Origin of the sequence: Saccharopolyspora kobensis, from assembly GCF_900108315.1 — a bacterium.
Taxonomy (GTDB): Bacteria; Actinomycetota; Actinomycetes; order Mycobacteriales; family Pseudonocardiaceae; genus Saccharopolyspora; species Saccharopolyspora kobensis.
This window is the reverse complement of record NZ_FNVB01000008.1, coordinates 422,442-439,427: the sequence shown is the minus strand read 5'-3', so window position 1 is coordinate 439,427 and position 16,986 is coordinate 422,442. Positions and strand designations below refer to the sequence as shown.

At 70.7% G+C, this 16,986-nt stretch carries 14 protein-coding genes; 10 read left to right on the top strand and 4 right to left on the bottom strand.

The features are described from left to right. The 4 genes from C4T78_RS27225 to C4T78_RS27210 form a co-directional block, all read left to right on the top strand. The coding region (locus C4T78_RS27225) for an Hsp70 family protein (protein ID WP_181138264.1) at positions 1-810 on the top strand (810 nt) is incomplete at its 5' end. Positions 811-827: 17 nt separating this feature from the next. Continuing rightward, the gene (gene grpE, locus C4T78_RS27220) at positions 828-1,499 is read left to right on the top strand and encodes a nucleotide exchange factor GrpE (protein WP_235863889.1); all 672 of its coding nucleotides are present in this window, start codon (positions 828-830) and stop codon (positions 1,497-1,499) included. Positions 1,500-1,524: 25 nt separating this feature from the next. Further along, entirely contained in the window at positions 1,525-2,703 is a 1,179-nt protein-coding gene (dnaJ, locus tag C4T78_RS27215) for a molecular chaperone DnaJ (RefSeq protein ID WP_093358300.1), read from the top strand. 2 nt (positions 2,704-2,705) lie between these two features. Further along, positions 2,706-3,161: a heat shock protein transcriptional repressor HspR gene (locus tag C4T78_RS27210; RefSeq protein WP_093358298.1), complete on the top strand. Its 456-nt coding sequence runs from the start codon at positions 2,706-2,708 to the stop codon at positions 3,159-3,161. Between the two features lie 132 nt (positions 3,162-3,293). On the opposite strand, the gene C4T78_RS27205 is transcribed toward C4T78_RS27210, so the two are convergent. After that, positions 3,294-4,397, bottom strand: a complete 1,104-nt coding sequence (locus C4T78_RS27205; protein ID WP_093358327.1) for an FAD-binding oxidoreductase — start codon at positions 4,395-4,397, stop codon at positions 3,294-3,296. A gap of 430 nt (positions 4,398-4,827) precedes the next feature. Between C4T78_RS27205 and C4T78_RS27200 the strand changes: the two genes are divergently transcribed. Next, the gene (locus C4T78_RS27200; protein WP_374703907.1) at positions 4,828-5,493 is read left to right on the top strand and encodes a pyridoxamine 5'-phosphate oxidase family protein; all 666 of its coding nucleotides are present in this window, start codon (positions 4,828-4,830) and stop codon (positions 5,491-5,493) included. Positions 5,494-5,614: 121 nt separating this feature from the next. Beyond that, positions 5,615-6,097: a MarR family winged helix-turn-helix transcriptional regulator gene (locus C4T78_RS27195; protein ID WP_093159055.1), complete on the top strand. Its 483-nt coding sequence runs from the start codon at positions 5,615-5,617 to the stop codon at positions 6,095-6,097. Between the two features lie 124 nt (positions 6,098-6,221). On the opposite strand, the gene C4T78_RS27190 is transcribed toward C4T78_RS27195, so the two are convergent. Continuing rightward, positions 6,222-7,157 carry a hypothetical protein gene (locus C4T78_RS27190; RefSeq protein ID WP_093358296.1) on the bottom strand — a complete coding sequence of 312 codons (936 nt, stop codon included), beginning with the start codon at positions 7,155-7,157 and terminating at the stop codon, positions 6,222-6,224. 134 nt (positions 7,158-7,291) lie between these two features. Here C4T78_RS27190 and C4T78_RS27185 point away from each other — a divergent pair, with 134 nt between their 5' ends. The 3 genes from C4T78_RS27185 to C4T78_RS27175 all read left to right on the top strand — a co-directional run bounded on the left by C4T78_RS27185 (position 7,292) and on the right by C4T78_RS27175 (position 11,244). Further along, positions 7,292-7,786, top strand: coding sequence for a MarR family winged helix-turn-helix transcriptional regulator (locus tag C4T78_RS27185; RefSeq protein ID WP_093159061.1), 495 nt, complete (start codon positions 7,292-7,294; stop codon positions 7,784-7,786). 71 nt (positions 7,787-7,857) lie between these two features. Beyond that, positions 7,858-10,344 (top strand): MFS transporter, encoded by a 2,487-nt coding sequence (locus C4T78_RS27180; RefSeq protein WP_491572064.1) that lies wholly within the window; start codon positions 7,858-7,860, stop codon positions 10,342-10,344. A 66-nt stretch (positions 10,345-10,410) separates the two neighbouring features. Beyond that, positions 10,411-11,244 (top strand): YceI family protein, encoded by an 834-nt coding sequence (locus C4T78_RS27175; RefSeq protein WP_093358292.1) that lies wholly within the window; start codon positions 10,411-10,413, stop codon positions 11,242-11,244. Between the two features lie 299 nt (positions 11,245-11,543). Here the strand turns inward: C4T78_RS27175 and C4T78_RS27170 are convergent, their stop codons facing one another. Then, positions 11,544-13,118: an alanine/glycine:cation symporter family protein gene (locus C4T78_RS27170; RefSeq protein WP_093358289.1), complete on the bottom strand. Its 1,575-nt coding sequence runs from the start codon at positions 13,116-13,118 to the stop codon at positions 11,544-11,546. Positions 13,119-13,319: 201 nt separating this feature from the next. Between C4T78_RS27170 and clpB the strand changes: the two genes are divergently transcribed. Further along, complete coding sequence (gene clpB, locus C4T78_RS27165) at positions 13,320-15,908, top strand: ATP-dependent chaperone ClpB (RefSeq protein ID WP_093358287.1); 2,589 nt, start codon at positions 13,320-13,322, stop codon at positions 15,906-15,908. Positions 15,909-15,955: 47 nt separating this feature from the next. On the opposite strand, the gene C4T78_RS27160 is transcribed toward clpB, so the two are convergent. Beyond that, positions 15,956-16,927, bottom strand: a complete 972-nt coding sequence (locus tag C4T78_RS27160) for a zinc-binding dehydrogenase (protein WP_093358283.1) — start codon at positions 16,925-16,927, stop codon at positions 15,956-15,958. Between the last annotated feature and the right edge of the window lie 59 nt (positions 16,928-16,986).

The following is a 16,986-nucleotide window of genomic DNA, read 5'->3' as shown; positions in this document are numbered from 1 at the left end:
CTGCGCGGTGAGGTCAAGGACGTCCTGCTGCTCGACGTCACCCCGCTGTCCCTGGGCATCGAGACCAAGGGCGGCATCATGACCAAGCTGATCGAGCGCAACACCACGATCCCGACCAAGCGCTCCGAGACCTTCACCACCGCCGACGACAACCAGCCGTCGGTGCAGATCCAGGTGTTCCAGGGCGAGCGCGAGATCGCCGCGCACAACAAGAAGCTCGGCATGTTCGAGCTCACCGGCCTCCCGCCGGCGCCGCGCGGCATGCCGCAGATCGAGGTCACCTTCGACATCGACGCCAACGGCATCGTGCACGTCTCCGCCAAGGACCTCGGCACCGGCAAGGAGCAGTCGATGACGATCACCGGCGGCTCCGCGCTGCCGAAGGACGACATCGAGCGGATGGTCAAGGACGCCGAGGCCCACGCCGACGAGGACAAGAAGCGTCGCGAGGAGGCCGAGGCCCGCAACCAGGCCGAGACCCTCGTCTACCAGACCGAGAAGGTCCTCAAGGAGAACGACGAGAAGCTGCCCGGCGAGGTCAAGGACAAGGTCAAGTCCGCGATCGACGAGGTCAACGAGGCGCTCAAGGGCGAGGACGTCGCCGCCATCTCCGCCGCGGTGGAGAAGCTGGCCACCGAGTCCCAGGCCCTCGGCCAGGCGCTCTACGCCGACGCCGGTGCCAACGCGGCGGCGGGTGCCGGTGCGCCGGGCGCGGGTGCCGCGGACGACGCCGCGGGCTCGAAGGCCTCCGGTGCCGATGACGTGGTGGATGCCGAGATCGTCGACGACGAGGACGAGAAGAAGAAGTGACAGCGGACCGGTCCGAGATGTCGCGCAACGAAGGCGAGCAGGAGCCGGTGGTGGTCCGGGATCGGCGTCGCATCGACCCCGAGACCGGCCAGCGCCGGGCCCCCGCTCCGAACGGAGAAGAGGCGCAGGTGCCCGACAGCATCTCCGGCACCCTCGACGAGGCCGTCGCCGAGGCCGGGACGGCTGCGGAGTCCGACTCCGCCGCCGAACCGGCGCAGGGCGAGTCCGCCGGTCTGCAGCAGCAGGTCGACGAGCTCACCGCCGACCTCAAGCGGGTCACCGCGGAGTACGCGAACTACCGCAAGCGGGTGGAACGCGACCGCGAGTCGGTGATCGCCGGGGCCAAGGCCTCGGTGGCCGGTGACCTGCTGACGGTGCTGGACGACCTGGAGCGGGCCGAGGCGCACGGCGACCTCAACGGTGCGTTCAAGGCCGTGGCCGACAAGCTGGTCACGACGTTGAACTCGGCCGGTCTGGAAGCGTTCGGCGCGGAGGGCGACGAGTTCGACCCGTCCGTGCACGAGGCGGTGCAGCACAGCACCTCCCCGGAGGTGAGCGGCCCGACCGTGACCGCCGTGCTGCGTCGCGGCTACCGGTTCGCCGACCGGGTGCTGCGGCCGGCCATGGTCGCGGTGACCGACCACGAACCGGCGGCCGCCGCCGACGAGAACCAGGCCGAGCAGGGTTGATCAGGAGCGAGAGAGGAGGCGTCCGGTGAGCGCCAGGGAATGGCTCGACAAGGATTTCTACGCCGAGCTGGGCGTCTCCTCCGACGCTTCGGCGGACGAGATCAAGAAGTCGTACCGGAAGCTGGCACGGGAGAACCACCCGGACGCCAATCCCGGCAACGCCCGGGCGGAGGCGAAGTTCAAGTCCGTCTCCGAGGCCTACGGCGTGCTGTCCGACCCGGACAAGCGCAAGCAGTACGACGAGGCCCGTCGGCTGTTCGGTGCCGGCGGGTTCGGCGGCGGTGCCGGGCACGGCGGGTTCGGCGGGTTCGGTGGCGGCGGCCAGGGCGGCTTCGACATCGGTGACCTCTTCGGCGGTGCCGGTCAGGGCGGCGCCGGTGGGCTGGGCGACCTGTTCGGCGGCTTGTTCGGCAACCGCCGGCCCGGTTCGACCACGGCCAACCGGCCCAAGCGCGGCGCCGACGTGGAAACCGAGGTCCGCATCGACTTCACCGAGGCGGTGCGCGGTGCCACCGTGCCGCTGCGGCTGTCCAGCCCGGCGACCTGCCAGACCTGCCGCGGTTCGGGGGCCAAGCCGGGCACCCGGCCGCGCACCTGCGGAACCTGCTCGGGCACCGGGCTGGTCACCCGCAACCAGGGCGCGTTCGCGTTCAGCGAGCCGTGCCCGGACTGCCGCGGTCGCGGCCAGCTGATCGACGACCCGTGCCCGGACTGCGCCGGTGAGGGGGTCAGCACCCGCAGCCGCACGCTGACGGTGCGGATCCCGGCCGGGGTGTCCGACGGGCAGCGGATCAGGCTGGCGGGCCAGGGCGAACCGGGCAGGCAGGGCGCTGCCTCCGGTGATCTCTACGTGAAGGTGCACGTCAAACCGCACCGGGTGTTCGGACGTTCCGGTGATGATCTGACGATCACGGTGCCGGTGACCTTCCCGGAGCTGGCGCTGGGCACTACGTTGACGGTGCCGACGCTCGACGGGAAGGTCTCGCTGAAGGTCCCGGCCGGGACCAGCAGCGGCCGGACCTTCCGGGTGCGCGGCAAGGGAGTGGGCAAGAAGGACGGCAGCAGCGGGGATCTCCTGGTCGCGCTGCAGGTCGCCATCCCGTCCAAGTTGGACGACAAGGCGGCTGAAGCGCTGGCGGACTACGCGAAGGCGACCGCCGACCACGATCCGCGTCGGGACCTGAACGAGTTGCTCGGAGGGTAGTCATGGCCGGTCGCCGCACAACCGATCCGGGCTTCGGGTTCCCACCGGGGGCGGACGAGGACACGCCGATGTTCGTGATCTCGGTGGCCGCCCAGCTCTCCGGCCTGCACGCGCAAACCCTGCGCAGCTACGACCGGCTGGGCCTGGTGTCGCCCGGCCGGACGCCGGCGGGCGGCCGTCGCTACTCCCTGCGCGACATCGCGCTGCTGCGCGAGGTCCAGCGCCTCTCCCAGGAGGAAGGCGTCAACCTGGCCGGGATCAAGCGGATCATCGACCTGGAGAACGAGGTCGACGCGCTGCGCGCGAAGGTCCAGGAACTGGCGGAAGAGGTCGCCGCGGCGCACGTCGCGGCCGAGCAGGCGGCGGCCCAGATCCACGCCTCCTACCGCCGGGACCTGGTCCCGGTCCGCCAGGAGACCGCGCTGGTCGTCTGGAAGCCGAACCGCAAGAAGCGCTGACGAAGCCACGATCGCCCCACCGCCGGACCGAGGCGGTGGGGCGATCGCACGTCTGGAGCACGGTCAGGCGGCGTCAGTCGTTTTCGGCAGTGCGACTCGCCCTCGCACTGCCGTCCGGGACGAGGCCGGGACTCAGTCCAACGTGAACGGGTCGTAGCGGATTCGGTCGAGGGGCGTGCCCGCGACCAGCATCTGGGAGACCGTTGCGCGGAGCATCCCCGGCGAGCCGCTGACCAGGACGTCCCAGTCCTGCCAGGCGCCGAAGCGGGTGACGACCTCGGGGAGCGTGCCGTGCTCGACGCCGGTGATGTTCGGGTCGTCCTCCAGCACCGGCGTGATCGTCAGCCACGGGTTGTGCATCGCGATCCGCTGGAGGTTCTCCAGGTCGTAGAGGTCCTCGCGGGTGCGGCCGCCGTAGAACAGCTGGACGCGGGGGTTCTCGCCGTACTGGGCCAGCTCGTCGACGATCGCCCGCATCGGGGCGACGCCGGTGCCGCCGGCGATCATCAGCACGTCCGGGGAGGTCTCCCGGTCCACCGTCATCCGGCCCATCGGCGAACCGATCCGCCACTGGTCGCCGATGCGGGCGTGCCCGACCAGCGCGCGGCTCACCCAGCCGCCCTCCACCGAGCGGACGTGGAACTCCATGATCCCGTCCTCGGCGGGCGCGTTGGCCGGGGTCAGGTAGCGCCACAGCCGGGGCCGCTGCGGCACCTCCACGCTCACGTACTGCCCGGGCAGGTAGGGCACCGGGTGGTCGGTCTGGACGCGGATCACCGCGACGTCCCAGCTCAGCCGCTCGTGGTGGATGATCTCGCCGGTGTACCAGGCCGGACCGTCGTCGGCGGCGGCCGCCTCGGTCATGGCCGAGGCCATCACCGTGTAGGCCTCCGCCCAGGCCCGCTCGACGGTGTCGTTCCAGGCGTCGCCGGCGTGCTTCTTGATCGAGGCCAGCAGCGCGGTGCCCACCGCCTCGTAGTGGTCGGCGACCACGCCGAACTTGCGGTGGTCGCGGCCGAGCTGGTGCAGGAACGGCAGCAGCTCATCGGGCTTGTCGACCATCTGGATGACGTGCACGAGCGCCCGCAGCAGGCGGCTGCGCTGCACCTCCATGTTCACCGCGAACAGCTCGCGGGTGGCCGGGGAGAGGCTGAAGAGCATCCCGTAGAAGAACTTGGCGACGTCGTCGATCTGCGGTTCGACGACCTCGAAGCTCTCCCGGATCAGGCGGACCATCTTGCTCACACCTGATGAGGACGGCTCGTTCGGGGATGGTCCGGGGCTCAGTACGGCGTTCGCTGTCATGGTTCGGGTGCAGTCTTCTCCACGTTGGCGGCGGTACCCGGCACAGGTGCACCGCTACTGGCTTGCGTCCCCCGACACTGGGCCGACCCTAACCCGGGGCCTTGGGAACGTCTGCCTTGATGCCACTTTTGAGTGTTTCTTAACTACTACTCGTAGATAGTGCAATAACCGGTCGGGGGAACCTAGTATCCACCTCTGTGAGTGGAGAGGAAGGCGTGACACGGTGAGCCGCGTGAGCCCCGACCCGACCCCGAGCGGTACCGCCGATGAGGCGCTCTTAGCCCTGGAGCTGTCCGACGAGCCCGCCCGCAAGCCCTCCTGGCAGGGCACCACTCCCCTCCAGCACCACTCGTTCGACGCCGTGCCCCGCGACCCGTTCGTCGAGGAAGAGCACCAGGTGCAGCTGCCCGGTTCGAAGGGCGAGCACCTCCTCCAGCGGGCCTACGGCAGCGAGAAGCGCGCCCGCAAGTTCTACGACGACCAGGTCCTGGACCACCTCAACCCGCAGATGAAGGAGTTCATCGGGCGGATGGACATGGCCTTCATCGCCACCGCCGACGCCCGCGGCGAGTGCGATTCGAGCCTGCGCGCAGGCACGCCCGGCTTCATCGAGGTGCTCGACGACCGGCACGTCTGCTACCCGGAGTACCGCGGCAACGGCGTGCTGGCCAGCCTCGGCAACATCAGCGAGAACCCGCACATCGGCATCCTGCTGGTGGACTTCGTGACCGACCTGATCGGCCTGCACCTCAACGGCAAGGCCCGCATCGTCGAGGACGCCGACCTGCGCGCGATCCACCCCGCGCTGCCCGCCGACTTCGCCCGCGGCCGCACCCCCGAGCGGTGGGTCGTCGTGCAGGTCGAGGAGGCCTACATCCACTGCCGCAAGCACATCCCGCGGATGGTCCCGGTGCTGCGCCAGCGGAGCTGGAGCACCGACGACGGCAAGCGCAAGGGCGGCGACTACTTCGAGGCCAAGGGCACGCCGCGGCCCTGGCACCACGCCGAACCCGTCTGGGCCGGCTGATCGCCGGTGGGCCGCAGGAGTTCGAGCACGGCCTCCTAGAGTGGGGCGAAACGGACTACCGTGGGGCTTCATCGGTGCTGCGGGTGTGCCTTCGGCAGGTGGAGGCGCGGGCGGGAGAGCTGTGATCGAGCAGGACGAGGCGCGGGCGACCGACGGGGTGCGCGAGGAAGGCGTGGACCGGCGCTCCGCGGCGGAGACCGTCGAGCGCGAGCTGGTCATGATGTTCCGCCGCGCCCGCAACCTCTCCACCACGGTGGCGGCGCACGTGCACCCGGATTTGGACCCGGCCTCCTACAGCCTGCTGCTGATGATCGACGACGCGGGACCGCTGCGCGGCATGGACGTGGCCGGCCGCACCGGCCTCGACAAGTCGACGGTCAGCCGCCAGATCGCGACCCTGGTGGAGCTGGACCTGCTGGAGCGGGTGCCGGACCCGGACGACGGCCGAGCCCGCCGCATCCAGCTCTCCGACCTCGGCCGCGAACGCCTGGCCCAGGTGCGCGCCGAACGCCGCAAGCACCTGCACGGCCAGTTCGCCAGCTGGACCACTCAGGACCTCAAGGACCTGGCCCGCCTGCTGGCCAAGCTCAACGCGATGATGTGACGCCCGATCTCGTCCCGCGCGGGCGCCGAGACCCGGTTCCGCGCCGGATCGGCCCTGCTGGGCGCACCGTTTCCGCTGGTTGCAGGCCGTGAGTGTTTTGTGGGGCTATGGCACCCCAAAGTGCTCACGGGCGCTGACCAGGGGAAACGGAGCCGATCGCAGTGCCGTCGACCTCGCGGATGCGGCCCGCGGGCGGCTGGTCCTCGTTCGACGGGATGATCCGCTGCCGCACCGGCGGTCCTCCCGGTAGCGCGTCCTCGCGCGTCTCGACGAAGGCCGCTTCGTCGAGCTTGCGGGTGATCACCCGGCTCAAGACGGCCAGCGCGTGCTGCACCTCCAGGTGGTCCAGCCCGTCGATCTCGCCGGTCAGCAGCGGGCTGTCGCCGCTCAGCGTCGTCCACCCGTGATCGCGGCCCAGCCGGACGGTGATCGACTCGCCGGTCGGCAGTGCGACGACCACGTCGGCCCGCTCGGCCGCGGCGTCCCTGCCGCGGTGCAGCGCGGAGCGGTGGAGGTGGTCGGTCCGCTCGGCGAGTTCGTCGGGGTCCTGGCTCGCCGCCAGCTCGCGATGAGCTGCGCGGGTGATCGAGGCGCCCGTGTCCGCCAGCCCGTGCATCAGCTCGGTCCGCGTCCAGCCCGGGCCCTGGTCGGTGGGCGGGTCCAGGGCGTCGGCCACCGCTTGCAGGGCTCGGCCGGCGCTGGCGGTGATCTGGGCGAGCCCGTCGTCCGGCGCGCGGCCGTACGCCGGGCGGGCCACCGCGTCGACGAGCTGCGCGAGCGGGCGCACGGACTCCGCCTGCAGCGGTGCGCCCGGAACCGCCGTGCTGACCGGGTCTTGGGCGCGGGCCGAGGTGTCGATGTTCCGGGCTTTGAGGTCGGCGTAGATGGTGTCGCGCGAAACCCGCGCCAGCCGGGCGAGTTCCGCGACGTTGCGGGAGCCGCTGCGCCACGCGGCGGCGACGAGGTCGGCGCGCTCCTCGGCGAAGCGTTCCCGGCGATCCGCCCACCCGATGAGGGCGGAGAGGGCGGCGAGGCGTTCGGTCTCCCGGGCGTCTGACATGCCGGGATCGTATGTCGAAGCAGTCGACATGTCGAGTGACTCGACATCGGTGCTCGGGGTCACAGGCAGACAAGTTGCGTGCTACAACCAAATGAGGTTATGGTTGCGTGCAGCAACTAAAGGATTGGGTTCGCATGGGACCGACACTCGAGACCTGCGGTGAACTGCTCCGCCCGCTCCGGGCGTTGATGGGGCTCAAGCAGGTTGCTCTGCAACGGGGGTACTTCGGCGATCAGGAGGTGCCCTACGCCGCGGCCGGGTTGCTCGCCGAGCTCGTCTTCCGCGGTGAATGCCGGGCCTCCGACCTCGCCCACCACCGCATCGTCGACGCCTCCGTGGTGAGCAGGCAGGTGGGCCAGCTCGAACAGGCCGGCTTGATCAGCCGCCGACCCGACCCCGCCGACCGGCGGGTGTCGCTGCTGCGCGCCACCCCGGAGGGCGAGCGCGCGGTGGCCGAACTCGAACGCAGGAAGGCGGAGTGGATCGCCAACGCGCTGGAGGGCTGGGAGGACGCGAAGGTCCGCGAGCTCGGCCGGCTGCTGGGGGACGCCATGGACGACATCCGCCGCCACACGATCGACGAGGGGATCTGCCACGCAGACCCCGCTACCAGGGAAGGAACTCGATGACGAGCTCGACGGAGACGGTGCGGGACGCGCCGGCCCGACGGGATGCGCACGGGTCCGCCGACGAATCGCCGATGTCGCACCGGCAGATCATGGAGGCGATGTCCGGGCTGATGCTGGCGCTGCTGGTCGCCATCCTCAGCTCGACCATCGTGTCCAACGCGCTGCCGCGCATCATCGCCGACCTGAACGGCACCCAGGGCCAGTACACGTGGGTGGTCACCGCGATGCTGCTGACCTCCACCGCGTCCACCCCGATCTGGGGCAAGCTCTCCGACCTGTTCAGCAAGAAGCTGCTCTACCAGCTGGCCATCGTGATCTTCACGGTCGGCTCTGTGGCGGGCGGCTTCGCGCAGTCGATGGAGACGCTGATCGGCTTCCGGGCCCTGCAGGGCATCGGCATGGGCGGTCTGCAGGCGCTGATCCAGGTCGTGATCGCGGCGATGGTCTCGCCGCGCGACCGCGGCCGCTACAGCGGTTACATCGGCGCCACCTTCGCGGTGGCCACGGTCAGCGGCCCGCTGGTCGGCGGCGTCATCGTGGACACCGCCTGGCTGGGCTGGCGCTGGTGCTTCTGGGTGACCGTGCCGATCGCGGTGATCGCGTTCATCGTGCTCGGCCGCACGCTGAAGCTGCCGGTCATCAAGCGCCCGGTCAAGATCGACTGGTTCGGCGCGCTGTTCCTGGTCGGCGGCGTGAGCCTGCTGCTGGTGTGGGTCTCGCTGGCGGGCAAGTCGTTCGAGTGGTGGTCGGCGGAGACCGCGGCCTACGTCGGCGGCGGCGTGCTGGCGCTGATCATCGCGGTGATCATCGAGTCGCGGGTCAGCGAGCCGATCGTGCCGCTGCGGATGTTCCGCAACCCGACGGTCACGCTGGCCACCATCGGCACCGTCGCGGTCGGCACCGCGATGTTCGGCGGCTCGGTGTTCCTCGGCCAGTACTTCCAGATCTCGCGCAGCATGACGCCGACCGAGGCCGGGCTGATGACGCTGCCGATGGTCGGCGGGATGTTCCTGTCCTCGACCATCTCCGGCCAGGTGATCTCCCGGGTCACCGGCAAGATCAAGCCGTTCCTGGTGGCCGGGTCGGTCGTGATGGTCGCGGCGATGTGGCTGCTGAGCACCATGGACCACGAGACGAACCTGTGGCTGGTCGGCGTCTACCTGTTCCTGATGGGCACCGGCGTCGGCATGCTGATGCAGAACCTGGTGCTGGCGGTGCAGAACGCGACCAGCGCGCGGGACATGGGCTCGGTGACCTCGGTGGTCACCTTCTTCCGGACCCTGGGCGGTTCGGCGGGCGTCTCGGTGCTCGGCGCGGTGCTGGCCACCCAGGTGTCGGATTACATCGTGCAGGGCCTGGCCAAGATCCCCGGCGCCGCGCAGGCGGCGGGTGGCAGCGGCGGCGGCACGCTGAACATCGACGGCCTGCCGGAGCCGATCCAGGTCATCGTCCGGGCCGCCTACGGCGACGCGATCGGCGACATCTTCTTCATCTCCGCCTGCGTCGCGGTGGTCACCTTCGTGGCGGTGCTGTTCCTCCGGGAGACGCCGCTGCGGACCACGATCGACAGTCACGAGGAAAGGGAGGCGGTTGCGGTGGCCGCGCACGAGAACGCTGTGGACAACCCCACCCGCCCTGTGGACAACTCGGCCGCGACCAACGGCTCTCCGCAGGTGCCACTGAACGCCGAGCCTGTGGACAACTCTGTGGACAGGCGCTCCGAGGCCTGGTCAGAGCCGGTGGCGCCGCGTCGCTACGCAACCAACGGCAGGCATCTGGCCGGTGAACTCGGCGGTGCCGGGCTGCACGTGCACGGCACCGTGCAGGACTCCGCGGGCAGCCCGGTCGGCGGCGTGGTGCTCACCCTCACCGACGCCAACGGGCGGCAGGTCGAGCGGGCCCGCACCGACCAGGACGGGCAGTTCCAGCTGTCGGTGGCGCACGGCGGCACCTACGTGCTGATCGCCTCCGGCGGCAGCTACCAGCCCACCGCGTCGATGGTGGTGGTCGGCGACCGCCCGGTGCGCCACGACGTCCAGCTGCTCGGCGCCGGCCGCCTCGTCGGCCTGGTGCACGTCGGCGGCGTCGGCGTCGCCGGGGCGATGGTGGTGCTCACCGACGTGCGGGGCGAGGTCGTGGCCACCACGGCGACCGCCGCGGACGGGCACTACGCGTTCGGCGACCTGGTGGGCGGCTCCTACGCGCTGACCGTCACCGCGCCGAACTACCGGCCGGTGGCCAGCTCGGTCACCGTGGCCGACGGCGAGCAGACCACGGCGGACGTGGTGCTGCAGAGCGGCGCGCAGCTGACCGGCGTCGTCCGGTCGGCGAGCCTCGGCGTCGCGGTGCCGGACGCGCGGGTGACGCTGCTGAACTCCGGCGGTGCGGTCGTCGGCGCGGCCACCACCGACGTCGACGGCAACTACACCTTCACCGACCTGCCCGACGGCGAGTACACGGTGATCGCCACCGGTTATCCGCCGGTCGCCAGCTCGCTGCGGCTCGCGGGCGAGGCGAGCACGCACGACGTCGAGCTCGGCTACCCGGAGACCGACTGAGCGAACGGTGGTGGGGCCGCCGGCCCCGCCACCGCCCGATCTTCACGCTCTTAGGAGATGTTCTCGATGGATCTCGGCCAACAGCAGGCCGGTGGCGCCGGTGCGGTCACCGCGACCGTCCGCGGCGGTGACGGCTGGCCGGTCCCGGAGGCGGTGCTGACCGTCATCGACGGCACCGGCACCCAGGTCGCCCGCGTGCAGGGCGACGCGCAGGGCTCGGTGGTCGCCGCCGGGCTGTCCTCCGGCGCCTACACCGCGATCGTGACGGCGGTGGGGCACGAACCGGTCGCCCGCACCACGCTGGTGCACGACGGGACCGCCGCCACGCTCGGCGAGGTGGAGCTGCGCCGCGCGGGCGGCGCGGACCTGCCCGCACCGGGGCTGTGGCGGATCGACCCGGTGCACTCGTCGATCCAGATCACCGCCCGGCACCTGGGGATCAGCAGCATCCGCGGCCGGTTCAACGAGTTCGCGGGCGAGATCCGCATCGGCAACCCGGTCGAATCGTCCACTGTGGAGGCGGTGATCGCCGCGGCAAGCATCGACACCGGCAACGGGATGCGCGACGACCACCTGCGCACCGCGGACTTCCTGGACGTCGAACGCCACCCGGAGATCGCCTTCCGCTCCACCGCGCTGCGCCAGCGCGGCGGCGACCGCTGGGACCTGGACGGCGAGCTGACGCTGTGCGGGCTGACCCGCCCGGTGCGGCTGGACACCCGCTTCGCGGGAGTGGGCCCGGACCCGTGGGGCGGCACCCGCGCCTCGGCGACGGCGACCACCCAGCTCCGCCGCGAGGACTTCGCGATGAACTTCAACCAGGCCCTGCAAACGGGAATCGCGGCCATCGGCACGACCCTGAAGGTCGAGATCGACATCCAAGCCGCCCGCGAGGACTGAGTCCCCCACGAAGCCCGAACAGCCCGCGAGGACTGAGCCCCACGACGTCCAGACCGTCCGCGAGGACTGAGTCCCCGCAATTTCAATGGAACTTTTCCCTGCGATTTCAATGGAAGTTGCGCACGGTGTCGGTGTGTCGGGGTTCCGACACGCCGGGGGTGCGTCGGGTTTCGTGCAATTTCAATGGAAATCGGAGGTCTGATTTCCATTGAAATTGCGGAGCCTCCGGCGTGTCGGGGAATGACACGCCGGAGGCTCCGGGGTTTCGCGCCGTCAGCGGGAGCGCTTCGGGACGCCGGTCAGACCTTCTCCTCGGCCGCTTCGGCCCTCGGGACCTCGCCGTTGCGGAGCTTGGTCTTGAAGCTGGCCAGCTCCTTCTTCACCACCGGGATCAGCAGGTACAGGCCCGTGATGTTGAACAGCGCCAGCGCGAACAGGACCGCGTCGGCGAAGTCGAGCACGCTGCCCAGGGTCAGCACCGAGCCGACCACGGTGAAGGCGCAGAAGACCACGTTGTAGACGCGCTCCTGGGTCTTGCTCTTGCCGAACAGGTACAGCCACGCCCGCTGGCCGTAGTAGCCCCAGGTGATGATCGTGGAGATCGCGAACAGGGCGACCGCGACGGTCAGCACGTACGGGAACCACGGCAGCACGGTGGCGAAGGACTCCGAGGTCACCGTGACGCCGTCCGGGGTCTCGCCGCCGTTGAGCACGGTCTGCTGCGCGTCGGTCCAGAACTGGGTCTTGGCGATGACGATGGTCAGCGCCGTCATGGTGCAGACGATGACGGTGTCGATGAAGGGCTCCAGCAGCGCGACGATGCCCTCGGTGGCCGGGTCCCTGGTCTTCACCGCGGAGTGTGCGATCGGGGCCGATCCCAGGCCCGCCTCGTTGGAGAACGCGGCGCGCTGGAAACCGATGATCAGCACGCCGATCAGCCCGCCGAAGCCGGCCTCCGGGGTGAAGGCGCCGGAGATGATCTCGCCGATGGCGCTGGGCACCGTGTCGTAGTTGACGCCGATGACGATGAGGCAGGCGACGACGTAGATCACGCCCATGGTCGGCACCAGGCGGCTGGTGACCGCGCCGATGGACTTGATGCCGCCGATGATCACCGCGCCGATCAGCACCGCCAGCAGGATGCCGAAGATCAGCGCCGCGCCGTCGGAGCCGAGCAGCCCGTCGTCGCCGCCGGTGACGTTGCGCAGCTGCGCGAAGGTCTGGTTGGCCTGGAACATGTTCCCGCCTGCGATGGCGAAGAACAGGATCATGACCGCGGCGAGCACGGCCAGCACCTTGCCCAGCGTCACGCCGAACGCGTTCGGGAAGCGTTCGGCGATGCCCTTGCGCAGGTAGTGCATCGGGCCGCCGGAGACGGTGCCGTCCTCGGCGATCTCGCGGTAGCGCACGCCCAGGGTGCACTCGACGAACTTGGTGGCCATGCCGAGCAGGCCGCAGACGATCATCCAGAACGTCGCGCCTGCGCCGCCGACGGTCACCGCCACGCCGACACCGGCGATGTTGCCGAGGCCGACGGTGCCGGAAACGGCCGAGGCGAGCGCCTGGAAGTGGGTGATCTCGCCGGGCGCGTCCTTCTCGCTGTACTTGCCGCGCACCAGGTCGATGGCGAGCTTGAAGGAGCGGATCTGCACGAACCCGAACACGAGGGTGAACACCGCGGCGGCGATCACCAGCCAGGCCACGATCCACGGGAAGGTCACCCCGAAGACGGTGAGCTCGCCGAAGACGATGCCGGAGAAGCCCTCGGAGATCGGGTTGAAGACCGTGTTGATCGCGTTCTCGATGCCTGAGAGCGCGCCGCCCTCTTCGGCAGCCAGGACGATCCGGTCGTCCGGCGCTGTCGTAGTGGTCATGGCGCGTTAGCTAAATCGGGTGAAATGTCCCGGACAAGTCCCTAAAGGGGGGTTTGCCTAAAAGTGCAATCAGTTTGTGACGCGCGCCATGTTCCCGAGGTTGAGCGGAACTCGCTCAACTTTTCTCACGTTGACAGTGGTAGACAAGCCTGGGACAGGGCAGGATGGACCAGGCAGGAGCCATCGGCGACGAGGTGAGGAATGGACGCGTTCAACCCGACGACCAAGACCCAGCAGGCGATCTCCTCGGCGGTGCAGGCCGCGACCGTGGCCGGCAACCCGGACGTCAGCCCGGCGCACCTGCTCGGCGCGCTGCTCGCCCAGGGCGACGGGCTGACCGCACCGCTGCTGACCGCCGTCGGCGCCGAGCCCACCGCGGTGCGCCGCGAGCTGGAGCAGCTGGTCAACGCGCTGCCCGCGGCCAGCGGGAGCACGGTGTCCGCGCCGCAGCTGTCCCGCGACGCGGTCCGGTCGCTCACCCACGCCCAGCGGATGGCCACCGAGATGGGCGACGAGTACGTCTCCACCGAGCACCTGCTGGTCGGGCTGGCCGCCGAGGGCGGCCGCGTCGCCGACCTGCTGAAGAAGCACGGCGCCACGCCCGAGGCGCTGACCGACGCCTTCGGCAACGTGCGCGGTTCGGCCCGGGTGACCAGCCCGGATCCCGAAGGCACCTACAAGGCCCTGGAGAAGTACGGCCAGGACCTCACCGACCGGGCGCGCAAGGGCGACCTGGACCCGGTGATCGGCCGCGACACCGAGATCCGCCGCGTCGTGCAGGTGCTCTCCCGCCGCACCAAGAACAACCCGGTGCTCATCGGTGAGCCCGGCGTCGGCAAGACCGCGATCGTGGAGGGCCTGGCCCAGCGCATCATCGCCGGGGACGTGCCGGAGTCGCTGCGCGGCAAGCGCGTGGTGGCGCTGGACCTCGGTTCGATGGTGGCCGGGGCGAAGTACCGCGGCGAGTTCGAGGAGCGGCTCAAGGCGGTGCTCAAGGAGATCACCGACTCCGCGGGGCAGATCATCACCTTCATCGACGAGCTGCACACCATCGTCGGCGCCGGGGCCAGCGGCGAGGGCGCGATGGACGCCGGGAACATGATCAAGCCGATGCTGGCGCGCGGTGAGCTGCGCATGGTCGGCGCGACCACGCTCGACGAGTACCGCAAGCACATCGAGACGGACGCCGCGCTGGAGCGCCGGTTCCAGCAGGTGCTGGTCGGCGAGCCGAGCCCGGAGGACACCGTGGCGATCCTGCGCGGGCTCAAGGAGCGCTACGAGGTGCACCACGGCGTGCGGATCACCGACGGTGCGCTGGTCGCCGCCGCCACCCTGTCCGACCGCTACATCACCGCGCGCTTCCTGCCGGACAAGGCGATCGACCTGGTCGACGAGGCCGCTTCCCGGCTGCGCATGGAGATCGACTCGCGCCCGGTGGAGATCGACGAGGTCGAGCGCGCCGTGCGGCGGTTGGAGATCGAGGAGATGGCGCTGTCCAAGGAGGACGACCCCGCCTCCCTGGAGCGGCTGGCCGCGCTGCGCGCCGAGCTGGCCGACCGCCGCGAGAAGTTGTCCGGGCTGACCGCGCGCTGGCAGCAGGAGAAGGAGTCCATCGACAAGGTCCGCGACCTGAAGACGCAGCTGGAGCAGCTGCGCGGCGAGTCGGAGCGCGCCGAGCGCGACGGCGACCTGGGCAAGGCCGCCGAGCTGCGCTACGGCCGGATCCCGCAGCTGGAGAAGGAGCTCGACGCGGCCACCGCCGCGCAGTCCGAGCGCAAGGCGATGCTGCAGGAGGAGGTCACCGCCGACGACGTCGCCGACGTGGTGAGCTCCTGGACCGGCATTCCGGCCGGGCGGCTGCTGGAGGGCGAGACGGCGAAGCTGCTGCGCATGGAGGAGGCCCTCGGCGCCCACGTGGTGGGCCAGGCCGAAGCGGTGCGAGCGGTGTCCGACGCGGTGCGCCGCACGCGCGCCGGGGTCGCCGACCCGGACCGGCCCACCGGCTCGTTCCTGTTCCTGGGCCCGACCGGCGTCGGCAAGACCGAGCTGGCCAAGGCGCTGGCCGGGTTCCTGTTCGACGACGAGCGGGCGATGGTCCGCATCGACATGAGCGAGTACGCCGAGAAGCACTCGGTGGCCCGGCTGGTCGGTGCGCCGCCCGGTTACGTGGGCTACGACCAGGGCGGGCAGCTGACCGAGTCGGTGCGCCGCAGGCCCTACTCGGTGGTGCTGTTCGACGAGGTGGAGAAGGCGCACCCGGACGTCTTCGACGTGCTGCTGCAGGTGCTCGACGACGGTCGGCTCACCGACGGCCAGGGCCGCACGGTGGACTTCCGCAACACGATCCTGGTGCTTACCTCGAACCTCGGCTCGCAGGCGATCGCCGACCCGAACCTGTCGGAGCGGGAGCGCGACGACGCGGTCATGTCGGTGGTGCGCAAGCACTTCAAGCCGGAGTTCCTGAACCGGCTGGACGACGTGGTGGTGTTCCACTCGCTGTCCACCGACGAGCTGACGTCCATCGTGGACATCCAGGTCGATCACCTGGGCCGCCGCCTGGCGCAGCGCCGCCTCACCCTCGACGTCCAGCCGGCGGCGCGGGACTGGTTGGCGCTCAACGGTTTCGACCCGGTCTACGGCGCGCGCCCGCTGCGCCGCCTGGTCCAGTCGGCCATCGGCGACCAGCTGGCGCGCAAGCTGCTGGCGGGCGAGATCCGCGAGGGCGACAAGATCAAGGTCGACACCACCGACGACAGCCAGGGGCTGACCGTCACCGCAGCGGAGAGCTGAGGTCGCGGTGGAGGGCATCTTCCCCCGGAGGTGCCCTCCACCGCGGATCAGGTGAGGATCAGCGTTTTGCCGACCGCGGTGCGGTTTTCGACGGCCGCGTGCGCTTCGGCGGCGCGCTCCAGCGGGAACGTCTGCCCGATCAGCGGGCGGAGGGTTCCCGCTGCCGCCTTCGCCATCATCTGCTCCGCCCACCGCCGCTGGTGGGGGCCGAAGTCGAAGAGCTGCTCGATGCCGAGCACCTCGACGCCCCGCTGGCGCGCTTCCTCCGCGGAGATCTCGGTGGCCGAGCCGCTGGACGCGCCGTGCACGGAGAAGCGCCCACCGCGCGCCGTCACGCCGAACGCGGCGCGCCCGATCTGCCCGCCGACGCCGTCGAACACGACGTCGGGCCCCTTGCCGCCGGTCGCTTCGAGGACCTGCTCTGCCCAGTTCGGCGCGGAGTAGTCGACCACCGCGTCGGCACCGAGCTCCCGGAGCACACCGAGCTTCCGGTCTCCGCGCGCCGCGCCGACGACCCGCGCTCCCGCCTCGCGGGCGAGCTGCACCAGCAGGCTGCCCACGCCACCGGCCGCGGCTTCGACCAGCACCTGGTCGCCCGGCCCGATCGCGGCCCCCTCCACCAGCCCCTGCGCGGTGCTGCCGTCGCTGAAGAGCGCGGCGGCTTCGGGCAGGCCGAGGCCGTCCGGCACCGGGAACAGCTCGTCGGCCTCGGCGAGCGCCTTCTCGGCGAAACCCCCGGTGTCCCCGAGCTCGGCCAGCACGCGCCGGCCCAGCCACTCCCGGTCCACGCCGTCGCCGACCGCGCCGACCTGCCCGGCGACCAGTCCGCCCGGCACGTAGGGCAGTCGCGGCCGCTCGTGCCACTCGTCGACGCCGCGCCGGATCTGGGTCTCGACGAACGTCAAGCTCGCCACCGCCACGTCCACCACGACCTGTCCCGGACCGGCCACCGGATCCGGCGCCGAACCGGGCACCAGCACCTCGGGGCCGCCGAAGCGGATCACCTCGACCACTCGCATGTCCTTCGCTCCCTCCGCCCGCCGACGCGGACGACCAGAGCCTCCGCCTTCGAGCTAGG

Bases quoted from the DNA above. Each gene is read 5' to 3' on its own strand.
- grpE (WP_235863889.1), top strand. From the start codon at position 828: ATGTCGCGCAACGAAGGCGAGCAGGAGCCGGTGGTGGTCCGGGATCGG.
- C4T78_RS27210 (WP_093358298.1), top strand. From the start codon at position 2,706: ATGGCCGGTCGCCGCACAACCGATCCGGGCTTCGGGTTCCCACCGGGG.
- C4T78_RS27205 (WP_093358327.1), bottom strand. From the start codon at position 4,397: ATGGTCCGCCTGATCCGGGAGAGCTTCGAGGTCGTCGAACCGCAGATC.
- C4T78_RS27190 (WP_093358296.1), bottom strand. From the start codon at position 7,157: ATGTCAGACGCCCGGGAGACCGAACGCCTCGCCGCCCTCTCCGCCCTC.
- C4T78_RS27185 (WP_093159061.1), top strand. From the start codon at position 7,292: ATGGGACCGACACTCGAGACCTGCGGTGAACTGCTCCGCCCGCTCCGG.
- C4T78_RS27180 (WP_491572064.1), top strand. From the start codon at position 7,858: ATGTCGCACCGGCAGATCATGGAGGCGATGTCCGGGCTGATGCTGGCG.
- C4T78_RS27175 (WP_093358292.1), top strand. From the start codon at position 10,411: ATGGATCTCGGCCAACAGCAGGCCGGTGGCGCCGGTGCGGTCACCGCG.
- C4T78_RS27170 (WP_093358289.1), bottom strand. From the start codon at position 13,118: ATGACCACTACGACAGCGCCGGACGACCGGATCGTCCTGGCTGCCGAA.
- clpB (WP_093358287.1), top strand. From the start codon at position 13,320: ATGGACGCGTTCAACCCGACGACCAAGACCCAGCAGGCGATCTCCTCG.
- C4T78_RS27160 (WP_093358283.1), bottom strand. From the start codon at position 16,927: ATGCGAGTGGTCGAGGTGATCCGCTTCGGCGGCCCCGAGGTGCTGGTG.